The following is a 15,643-nucleotide window of genomic DNA, read 5'->3' on the forward strand; positions in this document are numbered from 1 at the left end:
GGGTCCGGGCTCTGGGTTCCGGGCTTGGAGTATGCCGGGCACTGCAGGCTTCGGCGAGCGCGCACTTCAGGGCGTCTCAGGGCGCCTCGGATACCTGGCGCACGGCGCGCCAGCCGGGGGTACGGCCCGGCCTCAGCGCTGCGCTTCAGTGAGCCCGAACAGTTCGAGCGGATGAGTCATCCGCCACCACGGGCTGGGTGCGTCCACGTCGTCTGCCAGCGATGCCGACGTCGTCACGGTGTTCAACGGTCCGACACTCGTGACCGTGCCGATCTCGTCGCCGTCTTCGCGGTTCTCCCCGAGGTTGAAGGTCGAAGTCGTCTGCGCGGTCGCCCCGTTCCACATCACGAGATCGGCATCGGCATCCGCGACGACATCCGTGGTCGTTCCCCACAGGGTCGTGACGGTCCCGACCACCGTGCCCTTCGCGACGGCCGGTGCCTGCGCCTGCAGCGCGGTCTCGACCTGCGAGAACAGCGAGCGGGTCTGAGCCAGGCGCTGTTCGTCATCGGCCTGCCCGAGCACGGCGGCGTACAGGTGCACCGTGATGTCGTCGACGGTGATGTCCTTCGCGGTCAGCAGGTTCCAGCTGTCGCCGAGCGTGCCCGTCTTGACGCCGACGACCCCGGCATCCGCGAGCATCCCGTTCGTGTTCGTGACGGTTCCTGCACCGGGGAGGTCTATCGAGGGGGTGCCGACGATGCCCGCGAAGACCGGATTCTGCATCGCCATCTCGGCGAGCGCGATGAGGGACTCAGGCGTGGCCGTGTTGCGGGCGTCGAAGCCCGACGGCGTGGCGATCGTGATGCCCTCGAGACCGCGGTCGCGCAGCCAGACGGTCGCGGCGGAGGAGAACGCCGACTCCGATCCCCAGATCTCCCTGGCGAGGCGGTCGATGTAGTTGTTCGCGGAACCCAGCAGAGTCCCCTGCAGCAGCTGCAGTTCGGTGAGTGTGCCGCCGACGGGCACGTCGAGCGCCGACTGGTCGGAGCGCCGATAGTCCCAGTACGCGAGGTTGTCCGCCCGGGTGAAGGAGAACTCCGGACCCTGCTCGCCCTCGGCGAGCGGCATACGCTCGAGGACCATCAGGCTCGATACGACCTTCGTGACGCTCGCGATCGCCGCGGCGTCGAGAGACGAGGAGGTGGTGGAGAGCCCGCCGACACCGACGGCGCCGCTTCCCTGGGTGGGCCACGAGATCGCTGCCGCGTCCGCGGCGGCAGGTGTGACCTCGACCGCCTGCACGGTCGGCGCCACCTCGTGCAGAGGCCAGAGCAAGGTCGTCCCCGCGTAGGAGGCGACCAAGCCGACGAGAACGGCGAGCGGCACCAGAACCCCCGGCCGTGCGATCGCCGGCCGCAGTCGAGCATCCTTGAGCAGTGCGGTTCCCGACGCGGGGCCAGCGCTCTCGTCGAGCGAGCCGCCGGACGTCTCCTCTGCGACCCTGACCGGGTCGACCCAGGTCAGCGGTGTGCCTCCGCTCGCAGCCTCCGCCCACTGCGCCTCGGGCTCGTCGTCGAACACCGCCAGTGTGTCGCGCTCGACGGGCGTCGCGGGTGTGGCGCCCGTCGCGCTCGGGGCGTCACTTCGAGTCACGTCGACCACTGGCGCGTCGACCACGGGCGCGTCGCCTGCAGGCGCGTCGGAGGCGGTGGCCTCGGCGGATTCAGGAGCGGTCACCTCCTCACGGTACCGAACTCGCGCGCAGATCCGCGGCGCTGCAACAGGAGCAGACGCGAGTGTCGGCACTGGGTAAGATCGTGATAACAACCACGGGAGTCCGGCGAGCCGGGCTGAGAGGGAGCGAATCGCGCTTCGACCGTCGAACCTGATCTGGGTAATGCCAGCGCAGGGAGGAGTCACTGATGAGTACATCCACGTCCGGATCCACCACGGAATCGGCATCCGCCACCGCATCCCCCTCGAAGGGTCTCGGTCGCCCGGAGCTCTGGCGGTGGAGGGTCGTCGACATCGTCGTGGCCAGCGTCATCGCCGTCGCATGCGCCCTGGTCTTCCTGCTCTGGAACGTCGGGTACGAGGTGCCGAGCAACATCCTCACCCCCCTGCTCCCGGGCGTGCAGGGCCTGCTCGCGGGTCCATGGCTGATCGCCGGAGTGCTCGGTGGTCTGATCATCCGCAAGCCCGGCGCCGCGCTCTACACCGAACTGGTCGCCGCCGTCATCTCGGCGCTCGTGGGCAACGCCTGGGGGCCGCTCACCATCGTCTCGGGCCTCGTGCAGGGCCTCGGTGCGGAGCTGATCTTCCTCGTCTTCCTCTACGGCGTCTGGCGCCTTCCCGTCGTCATGCTCGCGGGAGCGGGTGCAGGCCTCGCCTGCGGCATCAATGACCGCATCCTCTGGTACGCCGGGGCTGACACGCTGTTCACCACCGTCTACATCGTCTCGACGACCATCTCGGGTGCGATCATCGCGGGGCTCGGCGCCTGGCTGATCGCCCGAGGACTCGCGGCGACCGGCGCTCTCGGTCGGTTCGCTGCCGGCCGCGAGGTCACCGCACGGGTGTGACCTCGCCCACGACGCCCGCCTCCCTCGAAGCCCGCGGCTGGGGGTGGCGGTACGCGACGCGGCTGCGGTGGGCAGTGCGTGATGTCGACCTGCGCATCGAGCCGGGGGAGCGGGTGCTGCTGCTCGGCGCCTCGGGCTCGGGCAAGTCGACTCTGCTGCAGGGCTTCGGCGGTGTGCTCGGCGGGGCCGATGAGGGCGAGACGCAGGGTGCGCTGCTCGTCGACGGGCAGAAGCCCACCGATGCGCGCGGGCGCGTCGGCATGGTCCTTCAGGACCCCGACACCCAGACGATCCTCGCCAGGGTCGGCGACGATGTCGCCTTCGGATGCGAGAACCTCGGCGTCCCTCGCGACGAGATCTGGCAGCGCGTGCGCACGGCGCTGGATGCCGTCGACCTCGACGTCGCGCTGGATCGGTCGACAGCGGCACTCTCGGGCGGCCAGAAGCAGCGCCTCGCCCTGGCCGGGGTGCTCGCGATGCGCCCCGGCGCGATCCTCCTCGACGAGCCGACAGCCAACCTCGACCCGCAGGGCGTGCAGGATGTGCGGGATGCCGTGGCCGCCGCTCTCGACCTCAGCGGCGCGACCCTCGTCGTGATCGAGCACCGCATCGACGTCTGGCTGCCGCTGGTCACCCGCGTCATCGTGCTCGGCGCCGCCCCCGAGGGGACGGTCGTCCTGGCCGACGGCAGCCCCGACGAGGTGCTCGGCGCACGCGGCGCAGAGCTCGCGGCATCCGGAGTGTGGGTCCCGGGGCATCCGCCCGCCACACCGCCGGCACCGTCGCAGCGGCCGGGGGAGACGCTGCTCGAGGCGCGAGGGCTCTCGGCCTCCCGACGACGCGGGCTGGCGGTGGCCGGTCCCTTCGACATCGACGTGCGCGCCGGTGAGGCGCTGGGGGTGACGGGCGCGAACGGCGCCGGAAAATCGACTCTCGGGCTCACGCTGGCGGGGCTCATCCCGGCCGAGAGCGGCCTGGTCTCGGCGCTCCCCGCCCTCGCCGCGGGGGAGAAGAGCGATCCCTTCCGCTGGTTGTCTCGCGCTCTGCTCACTCGCATCGCGACGGTGACGCAGACGCCCGAGCACCAGCTGCTCGCGAAGACGGTTCGGGATGAGCTGTCGGTCGGCCCGCGAGCCCTGAAGCTCCCGGAGGCCGAGATCGCCGTGCGCGTCGACGACCTGCTCGATCGGCTACGACTCACATCACTCGCCGGCGCGAACCCCTACACGCTGTCGGGCGGCGAGAAGAGACGGCTCACCGTCGCCGCAGCTCTCGCCACCCGCCCCCGGATGCTGGTGCTCGACGAGCCCACGTTCGGACAGGATGCGACGACCTGGGCCGAGCTGGTCGGCCTGATCGCCCGCCTGCGCGATGAGGGCACGGCCATCGTCGCGATCAGTCACGACGAGGCGGTGCTGGACGCCCTCCACGCCCGCCGCATCGAGGTCGGCCGATGATCGATCCGCTCACGGCCCGTATCGAGCGACCGGGACCGATCGCTCCGCGCGCCGCCCTGGCCAAGCTCGCTGCGGCTCTGCTCATCGCGCTGCCGCTCGTGCTGACGATCGACGTCGTGTCGGCATCGGTCGCGCTGCTGCTCGAGATCCCGCTCCTGCTGCTCGCCGGCCTCCGCGCGAAGGAGTTCTGGACCCGCACAGCGGTGCTGTGGATCGCCGCCCCGCTCGGCGCCGTCACGATCGCCCTGTACGGCGCGACCAGCGGCACGATCCACTTCGAATGGCTGGTGATGCGTGTCAGTGACGGATCGCTGGCGCTCGCCGCCGCGACCGCCGTGCGCGTGCTGGCGATCGGTCTGCCCGCGGTGGTGCTGTTCATCACGGTGGATCCCACGGACCTCGCCGACGGTCTCGCCCAGCGGGTCAGGCTCCCGGCTCGGTTCGTCGTCGGGGCGCTCGCCGGAATGCGGATGCTGGGCTTGCTTGTCGAGGACTGGCGAGCGCTGTCCCTCGCCCGGAGGGCCCGCGGCGTCGCCGACGAGGGTCGCGTGCGCCGCGCGTTCGGCATGGCGTTCGCGCTGTTCGTGCTCGCGATCCGGCGCGGTTCGTCGTTGGCCACAGCGATGGAGGCGCGCGGGTTCGGCGGAAGCGGGCCGAGGTCGTGGGCCAGGGAATCGGTGTGGGATCGGCGCGACACGCTCCTCGTGCTGGTCGCCGCGGTGATCCCGATCGTCGCGATCACCGTGGCCGTGCTGACGGGGGCGTGGAACTTCATCCTCGGCCCGACGGCCTGACGAAGAGCCGGAGCCGCCACGCTCCGGCGCGACGCTGCCAGCGCATACTCAGCTTCCTCATAGCTGGAATGCCGATGTATTCGCTAGCATCGAGTGAACCCAAGGGGAGTACTCCACCACGGGCGGCTCGTCATTACGGATGTCCCTGCATCCCGGGTCCCCGGTCCTCGTTCTCGAGGATGGAGAAGACCTTGGCGTCGACATCGTCACGCCTACGTCTTCTGGAGACCTCCTTGAACATCACACCCCTCGTGTGGATCATCACGATCGCCGTCACGATCGCCTTCTTCGTGTACGAGTTCTTCGCCCACGTGCGAAAGCCGCATGAGCCCACCATCGGCGAGTCCGCCCGCTGGTCGGCCTTCTACATCGGTCTCGCGCTGCTGTTCGGCGTCGGCATCGGCACCGTCTCGGGGTGGACGTACGGCGGCGAGTACTTCGCCGGCTACCTCACCGAGAAGGCGCTGTCGATCGACAACCTCTTCGTCTTCCTGATCGTGATGACCGGGTTCGCCGTGCCGCGGATCTACCAGCAGAAGGTGCTGATGATCGGCATCGTGATCGCGCTGATCATGCGCGGTGGCTTCATCGCCCTCGGTGCCACGCTGATCGAGAACTTCTCCTGGATCTTCTACCTCTTCGGCGCCCTGCTGCTGTTCCTGGCGTACCGCCAGGCGTTCGCCCACGGTGAGTCGGACCCCGCCAACGGCCGATTCATCCGCTTCGTGCGCCGCATCCTGCCGGTGAGTGACGAGTACAACGGCGACCGCCTCACTGTGCAGCGCGACGGCAAGCGCTTCTTCACCCCGATGTTCCTCGTGATCATCGCGATCGGCTTCATCGACCTGATCTTCGCGGTCGACTCGATCCCCGCGATCTACGGCCTGACCGAAGAGGCGTACATCGTCTTCACGGCCAATGCCTTCGCGCTCATGGGCCTGCGCCAGCTGTACTTCCTCATCGGCGGTCTGCTGGAGCGCCTCGTGTACCTCGCGCAGGGCCTCGCGGTCATCCTCGCCTTCATCGGCGTCAAGCTCGTGCTGCACGCGATGCACGTCAACGAGCTGCCGTTCATCAACGGCGGTGAGCCGATGCTGTGGGCGCCCGAGATCCCGATCTGGTTCTCGCTGGTGTTCATCGGCGCGACCATCGCGGTCGCCACCGTCGCGAGCCTCATGAAGACGCGCCGCGACGACCGGCGCGATGCGCTAGAGAACTCCTCCTCGACCTCTGCATCCCTCACCACCGACACCGGCCTCACCACCGACATCCAGAAGGAACGATCGTGAACCAGTCGCGCCGATCCGACGCGTCCGCAGACCCTGACAGACCCGGCGCCCGAACGACCTCGGGCGCCCCTGCACCTCGCGAGGTGTCGCTCTGATGGGCGACCTCGTGCTGAACATCGCCCTGGTGTTCGTCTTCGTCCTCGTCGGCGGCGTGTTCGCCGCGACCGAGATGGCCCTCGTCACGCTGCGGGAGAGCCAGATCAACGCGATCGCGGCTCGTGGCAGGCGCGGCGAGAAGGTCGCGGGCCTCGCCCGCAACCCCAACACCTTCCTCTCGGCCGTGCAGATCGGTGTGACGGTCGCCGGGTTCGCCTCGGCGGCATACGGTGCGACGTCCATCGCCCCCTCTGTCGCCCCGCTGCTCGAGAATCTCGGGGTCGCGGCGCCGCTCGCCATGACCCTCGCGACGGTCCTGCTGACGCTGGTGATCGCGTACCTGTCGCTCGTGCTCGGCGAGCTCGTGCCGAAGCGCCTCGCGATTCAGCGCAACGCGCAGTTCGCGTACGCGGTCGCGCCGGTGCTCGACGGCTTCGCCACGGTCATGCGCCCGGTGATCTGGCTGCTCTCGGTGTCGACGAACGCCGTGGTGCGTCTGCTGGGCGGCGATCCGCACAAGGCGGCGGAACAACTCAGCGAGGAGGAGCTGCGCGACATCGTCGCGACGCACCAGAGCCTGCCCGACGACGAGCGCCGGATCCTCGACGACGTGCTGTCGCTGCGCGGCCGCCAGGTCAGCGAGGTCATGCGGCCGCGCCCCGAGGTCGTCGCGCTCGACGGCGCGGCGACGCTTCAGGACTCCATCGCCCAGGTCAGGGAGCTGCCGTTCTCGCGGTACCCGGTGATCGACGCCTCTCTCGACGACATCGTCGGCTTCGTGCACGTGCGCGACCTGTTCGAGGCCGCCGCCGACGACGCGACGCGTCCGGTCCTCGGACTCATGCGTCCCGTCGAATACGTGCCGTCGACGGCCGGTGTGCTGCCGACGCTGACCCGCATGCGGGCTGCCGGTCACCAGATCGCCGTCGTCGTCGACGAGTACGGCGGCACCGACGGCATCGTGACGCTCGAGGACCTCGTGGAGGAGGTCGTCGGCGAGATCTTCGACGAGTACGACACCGAAGAGCGGCTGCCGGATGCCGGCGGTGCACTCGACGGCCGTCTCAACCTGCAGGACTTCTCCGAGATCACCGGGATCGACCTGCCCCGCGGCGCGTCCGACACGGTCGCGGGCTTCGTCACCGAGATGCTCGGGCGCCTCGCGGTGGTCGGCGACTCGGTCGACGTGCCCGGTGCGACGATCCGGGTGACCGCCGTCGACCGCCGCCGGATCGCGGAGATCCGGGTCGCCGTGCACGAGGATGCCGAACTCGACGCGCGGGAGTGACGCTCAGCTCTCGTTCCAGAGCCTCCGGTAGTACTCCAGCCGCTCCCGATCGGGGGTGACGCCGTAGGCCTCGATGAGCAGGTCCTCCCACCCCGGGCCGAAGTTCCACGTCGTGCTCATCGAGGCGACGGCGATGTCCGCCCAGCGGTCCGCCGTGCCGAGAGCGGCGAGATCGACGTGGGCGAGCGGGCGGCCGTCGTCATCGAGCAGGGTGTTCGGCATGCACGCGTCGCCGTGGCACACGACGAGTCGGTCGACGGGTGGCGGCGCGAGCAGAACGCCCGGCACCTCGACACCCCGCTCACGGGCGTTCGCGATCCTCCACGCCGGGTCCCAGGTCCAGGGGCACTGCTCGACGGGCAGCGACTCGTGCAGCGTGCGCAGCGCGACGCCGACCGCGCGCACGGCGGTCTCCGGATCGTCGCGCCACCGCTGGTCCACCGCGCTGCGGCCTGCGAGCGCTGCCGTGACGAGCCACTCGTGCTCGGCATCCTGCCCCTGCTCCAAGACCTCCGGCACCGCGATCCACTGCCGAGCCCACTGCATCCGCTCCGCCTCGTCGCGCATGTTGGCCTCGGCATCGTGCGGCCCCCATTTGATGTACCGCTCGTCGTCGGTGCGGAACGTGAGACCGCCGATGCCGTTGAGCCAGACAGGGGTCAGGGTGGCCTCTCCGGCGAGCGCGCGCACGACCGCCGGGATCTCGACCACGGTGTCCGGAATGCTCATGTATCGCCCCCTTCGGAACGTATATCGGTATGCACATATTCTCCTGGTTCTGCGGGCTCGGACGCGGTTAGTGTCGATCCCGGTCGCCGTCGGCGACCGCTTCATCCCTCCCTTCCGATACACCGAGGTCTTCGTGCGCGTTTCGTCCCGATCGCAGTGGTGGCGACGCCATGGCAGTGATGTCGACGCTTCGGCGAGCTCGCCCGAGGTCGACGCTGCGGCGAGCTCGCCCGAGGTCGACGCTGCGGCCGCAGGCCAGGGCGTCGCGAGTGAGCTGCCGAGGGCTCCGGCGATCTCTTCACGGGAGCCGGACGAGGGGGACCTCGATCGGTTCGTCGAGTGGATCCGGGCCGAAGACGCCAAGGGTTCCACGGCAGACGAGCCCGTCGCGGACACACGCACCACCACAGAGGAGCAGTACAACATGAGTTCACTTGACGACGCCCTGCAGCAGCTGCTGGCGATCGAGGGCGCGACCGGCGCCGCGATCGTCGACTACGGCAGCGGCATGGCTCTCGCCCAGGGCGGCAACCCGTCGTTCGACCTCGGCATCGCGGCCGCGGGCAACTCCAACGTCGTGCGCGCGAAGCTCACCACGATGCGCGATCTCGGTGTCGCCGACGAGATCGACGACATCCTCATCACGCTGAGCTCGCAGTACCACCTGATCAACGTGCTCAACACGCAGAGTGCGAACGGACTGTTCATCTATCTCGTGCTGAACCGGGCAGCGGCGAACCTCGCCCTCGCCCGCCACAAGCTGAAGGGCATCGCCGCGCAGATCGAGGTCTGAGCGCGACGCGTCGACGAAAGGGGGAGGGCCGTGCGGCTCTCCCCCTTTCGTGTGTGCGCGTAGGCTCGGTGTCGATGCGGTCGGGACGTGAGCCGTCGTGCATCGACTGAAACTCGGAATCAGCTAAACTGACACTGAGTCGCACACGCTTCGAAGGAGAACCGCATGCAGATCCAGGGCTCGAGTGCTCTCATCACCGGCGGTGCGTCGGGTCTGGGCCTCGCCACCGCACGCAGGCTGGCAGCCGCCGGTGCCGTCGTGACCATCCTCGACCTCCCTTCTTCGGCCGGCGCCGAGATCGCCGCCGAACTCGGAGGAGTGTTCGCCCCCGGCGACGTCACGAGCGCGGAGGACGCGGCTGCAGCCGCCGCGGCGGCTCAGGCCGCAGCGCCGCTGCGCGTCGTCGTCAACTGTGCGGGGATCGCCCCTCCGGCCAAGGTGCTCGACCGCGAAGGCAACCCGGCCGTGCTCGCCGACTTCGAACGCATCGTGCGCATCAACCTGGTGGGCACGTTCAACGTCCTCTCACAGGCATCCGCGGTGATCGCGAAGAACGACGCGACCGATGACGGCGACCGCGGCGTCATCGTGAACACCGCCAGCGTCGCCGCCTTCGACGGTCAGATCGGCCAGCCCGCGTACTCCGCGTCGAAGGGCGGCGTGCACGCCATGACCCTCCCGGTGGCGCGGGAGCTCGCGCGCCACGGCATCCGCGTCTGCACCATCGCCCCCGGAATCATGGAGACGCCGATGCTGATGGGGCTTCCGCAGGCCGCGCAGGACTCGCTCGGCCAGCAGGTGCCGTTCCCCTCGCGGCTCGGCCGCCCCGACGAGTACGCCGCCCTCGTGCAGCAGATCGTCGAGAACGGCTACCTCAACGGCGAGACGATCCGCCTCGACGGCGCGATCCGCATGGCGCCGAAGTAGAACTCCCCGGCGTTCGAATCGCGCACTTGGTGAGATTCGAGCCCGCAAAACTGCAATTCACGCGATTCGAAACGAGAAGGTGGCTGATGAGCACACTGGCAGGAAAGACCATCCTCATGTCGGGCGGCAGCCGCGGCATCGGACTCGCCATCGCGCTGCGCGCCGCAGCCGACGGCGCGAACATCGCGATGCTCGCGAAGACCGACACCCCGCATCCCAAGCTCGAGGGCACGGTGCACTCCGCGGCCGAGCAGATCAGGGCCGCCGGCGGCCAGGCGCTGCCGATCGTCGGTGACGTGCGCGACGACGACGACATCACCGAGGCCGTGCTCAAGACGCAGGGCGAGTTCGGCGGCATCGACATCGTCATCAACAACGCCAGCGTCATCGACCTCTCGCGCTCGCTCGACCTCGGTGCGAAGAAGTACGACCTGATGCAGGACGTCAACGTGCGCGGCACGTTCATGCTGTCCCGTGCGGCGATCCCGATCCTCAAGGACGCCGAGAACCCGCACATCCTCTCGCTGTCGCCGCCGCTCAACCCGACGCCGAAGTGGCTCGGTGCGCACACCGGCTACACGCTCGCGAAGTTCGGCATGACGATGGTCACGCTGGGTCTCGCGGCGGAGTTCGCGCGCGACGGCATCGCCGCGAACACGCTCTGGCCGCGCACGACGATCGCCACCGCCGCGGTGCAGAACCTGCTCGGCGGCGACAAGGTCATGGCCGCGAGCCGCACGCCCGACATCTACGCCGATGCCGCCTACGCGGTGCTGCTCAAGCCCGCAGCCGAGTACACCGGTCAGACGCTGATCGTCGAAGACGTGCTCGAGGCCGACGGAGTGACCGACTTCTCGGGCTACGCCGCAGTGCCTGGAACGCCGGACGACCGGCTGTTCCCCGACATCTTCCTCGACTGAATCGGGATCGCGCTCGGAAAACGGAGATGGGAGGTGCCGGGCCCCGCGCGCCGTTCGATGACGCGCCGAACTGACCGCCTTACGTCTGCGTTCTCCGATTGTGCGCGGATCAGAACAGCAGGTAGACGGCGCCGGCGATCGTCAGCACGATCACGATCCGGTCGAACAGCACCTGGTTCATCCGCTTCGCGAGGCGGATGCCGACGAGGGCACCGATCACGACGAGCGGCGCCAGCACGGCATCCATCAGCAGCACGTGCCCCTCGAACAGGCCCAGCCCCGCGAGGAACGGGATCTTCACGAGGTTGATGATCGCGAAGAACCAGGCCGAGGTGCCGAGGAACACCTGCACGGGTGCGCGCGTCGCGAGGAAGTACATCGACATGACGGGTCCGCCGGCGTTCGCGACCATCGTCGTGAAGCCGCCGAGTGTGCCGTAGACCCCCGAGAGCACGAGGCCACCGGGCGCCGGCGCCACGGCATCCGCCCTGTTCTGTCTCCATCGGCGCCACAGCGTCACCGCGATCATCGCCAGCAGGATCACGCCGATGGCACGCCGGACGATGCCGTCTCCCGCGAGCGCGAGGAACGCGAACCCGGCGACGAGGCCGGCGATCACTGCCGGAGCGAGGCGCAGCAGGGTCGGCCAGTGCGCGTGACGGCGATAGGTGATCAGCGCGAACACGTCGCCGACGATCAGCAGCAGGAGCATCGCCGCGGTCGACGTGCGTGCGGGCAGCACGGTCGCGAAGAGGGCGATGGCCAGGATGCTGCCGCCGGGCAGCGCGGTCTTCGAGATGCCGATCGTGACGGCCGCGAGTCCGAGTGCCGCCCAGGCGAGGGGTGCGAGTTCGATCACCGGCTCATGGGCGTTCGAGCAGGGCGACGATGTCGTCGTAGCCGCGAGCGGCGGCGAGGTCGCGGGGCAGCACTCCGTCACCGTCGCCGATCGTGATGTCGGCGCCGCCGTCGAGCAATACCCGCACGACCTCGACGTAGGTGGCGGATCCGTCGCCGAGCACGATCGCCTCGTGCAGCGCGGTCCAGTTCAGGTTGTTGATGTGGTTCGGGTCGACCCCCGCCTCGAGCAGGATGCCGATGGTCGACAGCAACCCGCGCTCGGATGCCGGGATCAGCGCTGTGCCTCCGAAGCGGTTCGTGCTGGCGAGGTCGGCGCCGTTCTCGAGCGTGAGCTGCAGGATCTCGTCGTGCCCCCGGGCCCCCGCGTAGAGATACGCCGAGTCCTGGATGTCGTCCTGGGCGTTCACATCGGCTCCGGCCTCGATCAGCACCCTGGCCGCCTCGACATGGTTCGCCTTGGTCGCGGCGACGAGTGCGGTCATGCCGCCGTCGCCGCGGGCCCCGATGTCTGCCCCGGCGTCGAGGGCTGCACTCACAGCATCCGCGTCACCCGAGAAGGCAGCGTCGAAGAGATCACGGGTGCTGTCGGACATTGAGGACTCCTCATTAGACGGTGGGGTGTCGAGCGACGCCGTGCAGGCGGTTGCGCCGAGAGTGAGCATGGCCGCGAGGGTGGCGGCGACCAGCATCCTTCGAATTCCCATGCGCTCTGGTGTACCAAACCCGCATGGGAATCTGATCAGCTGCGGGTCGCTGCGAGTGCTGCGGCGAATCGCGCGGAGCGCTGCTCGATGTCGGCCCAGTCGGATGCGGCGAGCGAGGCGCCATTGGCGAGATCGCCACCCGCGCCGACGGCGACGGCTCCGGCCCGGAACCAGTCGGCGAGGTTGTCGGGGCTGACGCCGCCGGTCGGCATCAGCGGGGCGTCGGGGAAGGGCCCGCGCAGCGCGCCGAGATACGAGGGGCCGCCGAGGGATGCGGGGAAGATCTTGACCACGTCGACGCCGAGCTCGAGCGCGCCCATGACCTCGGTCGGGGTCATGGCGCCGGTCATCACGACTCGTCCGGTGTCGAGCATCGCGCGGGTCAGCGCGGGCAGCGTGCCCGGGCTCACGAGGAATTCGGCGCCCGCGTCGGCTGCGAGCGCGGCCTGCTCGACGGTGGTGACCGTGCCTGCTCCGACGTAGGCGGCATCGCCGTGGCGGGCGATCAGCTCACGGATCACTGCAGGGGCCTCAGGCGTCGAGAAGGTGACCTCGATTCCGGTCACCCCGCCCCGGATGATCGCCTCGGAGGCCTCGAGCGCGAGCTCGGGCGACGGTGCGCGGAGCACGGCGAGGACGCCGGTGGCGCGGGCGCGGGTGAGACGGTCGGGCATCGGGGGCTCCTTCGGGTGGGGTCTTCCCATTCTGTCCGACGCCAACCTGTAATTACAAGTGGCGCGGGTGAGGCCAGGCCTCGAGGACGTCCTTCGAGTCCTTGAGACCGAGGCCCGTGTGCTCGCGCACCAGCTTGATCGCGTGGATCTTCTGATCGGCGGCGACGAGACGGTCGACCTCTGCCGCGACGGATGCCGGGAGTGCGCCGCGCACCGACGACGGCGTGGCCGTGATCGACGAGTGGGCCGCCGCGGCGTTCGAGACGGCAGCGAGATGCGGTGCCGTGGTGCTGACCGACCAGTGGTCGATCCGGTCCTTCGCCTCCTGCAGGCGCACGCCGGTGTGCTGGCGGTAGAGCTTGATGGCCTGGATCTTCCTGTCCGCGGCCACGAGGCGGTCGATCTCGGCGATCGCGGCGGGCGTCAGCTGCGAGGCGGCGGCGGTCGAGGTGGAGGACGAGGTGACCGACCGGGCCATCGTCGGCGACGGGGTGAACACGTGCGGCTCCGGGGCCTTCGGGCGCATCGATCGCAGTGCGGCACCTATCACCAGCACGCCGACGGCGATCACGAGGATGACTCCGCCGAGAGCGAGGATGATGTCCATCCGCTCAGTCTAGGGACGCCTGCCCCGCCGCCCCAGGGCCTTCCCACCCGGCACCGCGTACCCTGGAGATATGACCGAGACTCCCCGCACGCGCGAGACGCGCCCCGCCACGGCACCCGCGTCGTCCCGTTCGGGGGCCATCCGTTCCACCGGGACCCCTCAGGTGCGCCCCACGACAGAGGGCTGGACCCAGCAGAAGGACGCCGAGGGGCGGCCGCTGCTGCAGTTCGCGAGCCCCAAGCGCGGCAAGCCGCCGGTGCACCTCGCCGACCTCACCCCGGCTGAGCGCGTCGAGAAGGTCAAGGAACTGGGCCTGCCCGGATTCCGCGCGAAGCAGCTCTCGACCCACTACTTCCGCCACTACACGTCGGATGCCGCCGAGATGACCGACCTCCCGGCCGACACCCGCGAGCAGCTCGTCGCCGGCATGCTGCCTCCGCTGCTCACCGAGGTGCGCCGCCTCGAGACCGACCGCGGTGACACGATCAAGTTCCTGTGGCGTCTGCACGACGGCGCCCTGGTCGAGTCCGTGCTCATGCGCTACCCCGGTCGCATCACGCTCTGCGTGTCGTCGCAGGCCGGATGCGGCATGAACTGCCCGTTCTGCGCCACAGGCCAGGCGGGTCTCACGCGCAACATGTCGACCGCCGAGATCATCGAGCAGATCGTCCGTGCCAACCGTCTGATCGCCGACGGCGGCCTCGGCGGCAAGAAGGCCGACGACCACTCGATGGAGCGCGTGTCGAACATCGTCTTCATGGGCATGGGTGAGCCGCTCGCCAACTACAAGCGCGTGATGGACGCGGTGCGGTCGATGGTCGCGCCGCAGCCCGACGGACTGGGCATGAGCGCCCGCGGCATCACGGTGTCGACGGTCGGACTCGTGCCGGCGATCAAGAAGCTCGCCGAGGAGGGCATTCCCGTCACCTTCGCGCTGTCGCTGCACGCACCGGACGACCACCTGCGTGACGAGCTCATCCCGGTGAACTCGCGCTGGAAGGTCGACGAGGCGCTCGACGCCGCCTACGACTACTACGCCAAGACCGGCCGCCGTGTCTCGATCGAGTACGCGCTGATCAAGGACATGAACGATCACGCCTGGCGTGCCGACCTGCTCGCCGACAAGCTCAACGAGCGCGGTCGCGGCTGGGTGCATGTCAACCCGATCCCGCTGAACCCGACGCCCGGCTCGATCTGGACCTCGTCCGAGCCTTCGGTGCAGAACGAGTTCGTGCGCCGGCTCAACGACGCCGGCATCCCGACGACCCTCCGCGACACCCGCGGCAAGGAGATCGACGGAGCCTGCGGTCAGCTCGTCGCGACGACCGAAGACGAGGCTGCCTCCGCCGCGATGGCCTGAGGCTCGGCGACACCGCTCCGATCGCGGAGGCCGTCTCGACGACCCAGCGACTCGGCGCGGGACAGCCACGACTCGATGCGCGCGGGGCTCGCGTCCTTGACGGCGAGCATCCGGGTGGTGCGAACCGAGCGGATGCCGCAGAACTTCATCGTCCCGCGAGCGACGTGCGTCTGCGCCGGCAGCCCGGTGAACGGCGTGAGGAACCATGGGGTGTCCGCCAGCAGGAACAGGCGGCCGTTCGCTGCGGTCAGCAGCCCCTCGGGCATGCCGAGCTTCGAGTAGCGGTACTCCTGCTGCGGCAGCAGCGCCCGGTCGAAGAAGCCCTTCAGCAGTGCGGGCACCGACCCCCACCACAGTGGCGTGAAGACCACCACCGTCCGGGCCTCGGACAGAGCGCGCTTGGCGTCGAGCAGGTCGGGCTCGAGCTGCATGCGCTCGCGGTAGCCGAAGCGCAGCGACGGGTCGAAGTCGAGATCGCGCAGGGCGAGGATGCGGGCGTCGCCGTGTGCCGCGGCGTAGCGCCGAGCGAGTTCTGCGGTCAGGGACCGGGCATCGGGGTGGCCGTCGATGATCAGGGCGGAAGACATGCGGACTCCTATGTTGACGGTGTCAAGAACTG

The 15,643-nt window shown here is 69.4% G+C and carries 16 protein-coding genes and 1 riboswitch; of the genes, 9 read left to right on the forward strand and 7 right to left on the reverse strand.

Annotation, left to right across the window (positions count from 1 at the left end):
- Window positions 1-132 precede the first annotated feature (132 nt).
- Entirely contained in the window at window positions 133-1,680 is a 1,548-nt protein-coding gene (locus ACQ4LY_RS07330; protein ID WP_431075360.1) for a D-alanyl-D-alanine carboxypeptidase, read from the reverse strand.
- 82 nt (window positions 1,681-1,762) lie between these two features.
- A riboswitch (TPP riboswitch) is annotated at window positions 1,763-1,872 on the forward strand.
- Between ACQ4LY_RS07330 and ACQ4LY_RS07335 the strand changes: the two genes are divergently transcribed.
- The 5 genes from ACQ4LY_RS07335 to ACQ4LY_RS07355 all read left to right on the forward strand — a co-directional run bounded on the left by ACQ4LY_RS07335 (window position 1,866) and on the right by ACQ4LY_RS07355 (window position 7,449).
- Window positions 1,866-2,525, forward strand: a complete 660-nt coding sequence (locus ACQ4LY_RS07335; RefSeq protein WP_431075361.1) for an ECF transporter S component — start codon at window positions 1,866-1,868, stop codon at window positions 2,523-2,525. It overlaps the preceding riboswitch by 7 nt.
- Complete coding sequence (locus tag ACQ4LY_RS07340; RefSeq protein ID WP_431075362.1) at window positions 2,522-3,982, forward strand: ABC transporter ATP-binding protein; 1,461 nt, start codon at window positions 2,522-2,524, stop codon at window positions 3,980-3,982. The genes ACQ4LY_RS07335 and ACQ4LY_RS07340 overlap by 4 nt, the downstream gene beginning before the upstream one ends.
- The gene (locus ACQ4LY_RS07345) at window positions 3,979-4,776 is read left to right on the forward strand and encodes an energy-coupling factor transporter transmembrane component T family protein (RefSeq protein WP_431075363.1); all 798 of its coding nucleotides are present in this window, start codon (window positions 3,979-3,981) and stop codon (window positions 4,774-4,776) included. The genes ACQ4LY_RS07340 and ACQ4LY_RS07345 overlap by 4 nt, the downstream gene beginning before the upstream one ends.
- Before the next feature lie 233 nt (window positions 4,777-5,009).
- Entirely contained in the window at window positions 5,010-6,065 is a 1,056-nt protein-coding gene (locus tag ACQ4LY_RS07350; protein WP_431075364.1) for a TerC family protein, read from the forward strand.
- A 94-nt stretch (window positions 6,066-6,159) separates the two neighbouring features.
- Window positions 6,160-7,449, forward strand: a complete 1,290-nt coding sequence (locus ACQ4LY_RS07355) for a hemolysin family protein (RefSeq protein ID WP_431075365.1) — start codon at window positions 6,160-6,162, stop codon at window positions 7,447-7,449.
- Between the two features lie 3 nt (window positions 7,450-7,452).
- On the opposite strand, the gene ACQ4LY_RS07360 is transcribed toward ACQ4LY_RS07355, so the two are convergent.
- Window positions 7,453-8,178: a phosphotransferase gene (locus tag ACQ4LY_RS07360; protein WP_431075366.1), complete on the reverse strand. Its 726-nt coding sequence runs from the start codon at window positions 8,176-8,178 to the stop codon at window positions 7,453-7,455.
- A gap of 70 nt (window positions 8,179-8,248) precedes the next feature.
- On the opposite strand from ACQ4LY_RS07360, the gene ACQ4LY_RS07365 reads away from it, so the two are divergent.
- From ACQ4LY_RS07365 to ACQ4LY_RS07375, 3 genes are all read left to right on the forward strand, one after another.
- Window positions 8,249-8,971: a hypothetical protein gene (locus ACQ4LY_RS07365; RefSeq protein WP_431075367.1), complete on the forward strand. Its 723-nt coding sequence runs from the start codon at window positions 8,249-8,251 to the stop codon at window positions 8,969-8,971.
- A gap of 165 nt (window positions 8,972-9,136) precedes the next feature.
- Window positions 9,137-9,898, forward strand: a complete 762-nt coding sequence (locus ACQ4LY_RS07370) for an SDR family NAD(P)-dependent oxidoreductase (RefSeq protein ID WP_431075368.1) — start codon at window positions 9,137-9,139, stop codon at window positions 9,896-9,898.
- Between the two features lie 86 nt (window positions 9,899-9,984).
- Window positions 9,985-10,818, forward strand: a complete 834-nt coding sequence (locus tag ACQ4LY_RS07375; protein ID WP_431075369.1) for an SDR family oxidoreductase — start codon at window positions 9,985-9,987, stop codon at window positions 10,816-10,818.
- A gap of 109 nt (window positions 10,819-10,927) precedes the next feature.
- On the opposite strand, the gene ACQ4LY_RS07380 is transcribed toward ACQ4LY_RS07375, so the two are convergent.
- From ACQ4LY_RS07380 to ACQ4LY_RS07395, 4 genes are all read right to left on the reverse strand, one after another.
- A complete protein-coding gene (locus tag ACQ4LY_RS07380; protein ID WP_431075370.1) occupies window positions 10,928-11,677 on the reverse strand; it encodes a sulfite exporter TauE/SafE family protein in 750 nt (249 codons plus the stop codon).
- A 4-nt stretch (window positions 11,678-11,681) separates the two neighbouring features.
- Window positions 11,682-12,272 carry an ankyrin repeat domain-containing protein gene (locus ACQ4LY_RS07385; protein ID WP_431075371.1) on the reverse strand — a complete coding sequence of 197 codons (591 nt, stop codon included), beginning with the start codon at window positions 12,270-12,272 and terminating at the stop codon, window positions 11,682-11,684.
- Between the two features lie 146 nt (window positions 12,273-12,418).
- The gene (locus ACQ4LY_RS07390) at window positions 12,419-13,057 is read right to left on the reverse strand and encodes a bifunctional 4-hydroxy-2-oxoglutarate aldolase/2-dehydro-3-deoxy-phosphogluconate aldolase (protein ID WP_431075372.1); all 639 of its coding nucleotides are present in this window, start codon (window positions 13,055-13,057) and stop codon (window positions 12,419-12,421) included.
- 52 nt (window positions 13,058-13,109) lie between these two features.
- The gene (locus tag ACQ4LY_RS07395; protein ID WP_431075373.1) at window positions 13,110-13,664 is read right to left on the reverse strand and encodes a ribosomal protein L7/L12; all 555 of its coding nucleotides are present in this window, start codon (window positions 13,662-13,664) and stop codon (window positions 13,110-13,112) included.
- A 70-nt stretch (window positions 13,665-13,734) separates the two neighbouring features.
- Here ACQ4LY_RS07395 and rlmN point away from each other — a divergent pair, with 70 nt between their 5' ends.
- Window positions 13,735-15,024: a 23S rRNA (adenine(2503)-C(2))-methyltransferase RlmN gene (gene rlmN, locus ACQ4LY_RS07400; protein ID WP_431075374.1), complete on the forward strand. Its 1,290-nt coding sequence runs from the start codon at window positions 13,735-13,737 to the stop codon at window positions 15,022-15,024.
- On the opposite strand, the gene ACQ4LY_RS07405 is transcribed toward rlmN, so the two are convergent.
- Window positions 14,973-15,611, reverse strand: a complete 639-nt coding sequence (locus tag ACQ4LY_RS07405) for an NAD(P)H-dependent oxidoreductase (protein ID WP_431075375.1) — start codon at window positions 15,609-15,611, stop codon at window positions 14,973-14,975. The genes rlmN and ACQ4LY_RS07405 overlap by 52 nt on opposite strands.
- Window positions 15,612-15,643: the final 32 nt, after the last annotated feature.

The sequence above is a fragment of the Microbacterium phyllosphaerae genome, assembly GCF_050628115.1.
GTDB lineage: Bacteria > Actinomycetota > Actinomycetes > Actinomycetales > Microbacteriaceae > Microbacterium > Microbacterium phyllosphaerae_A.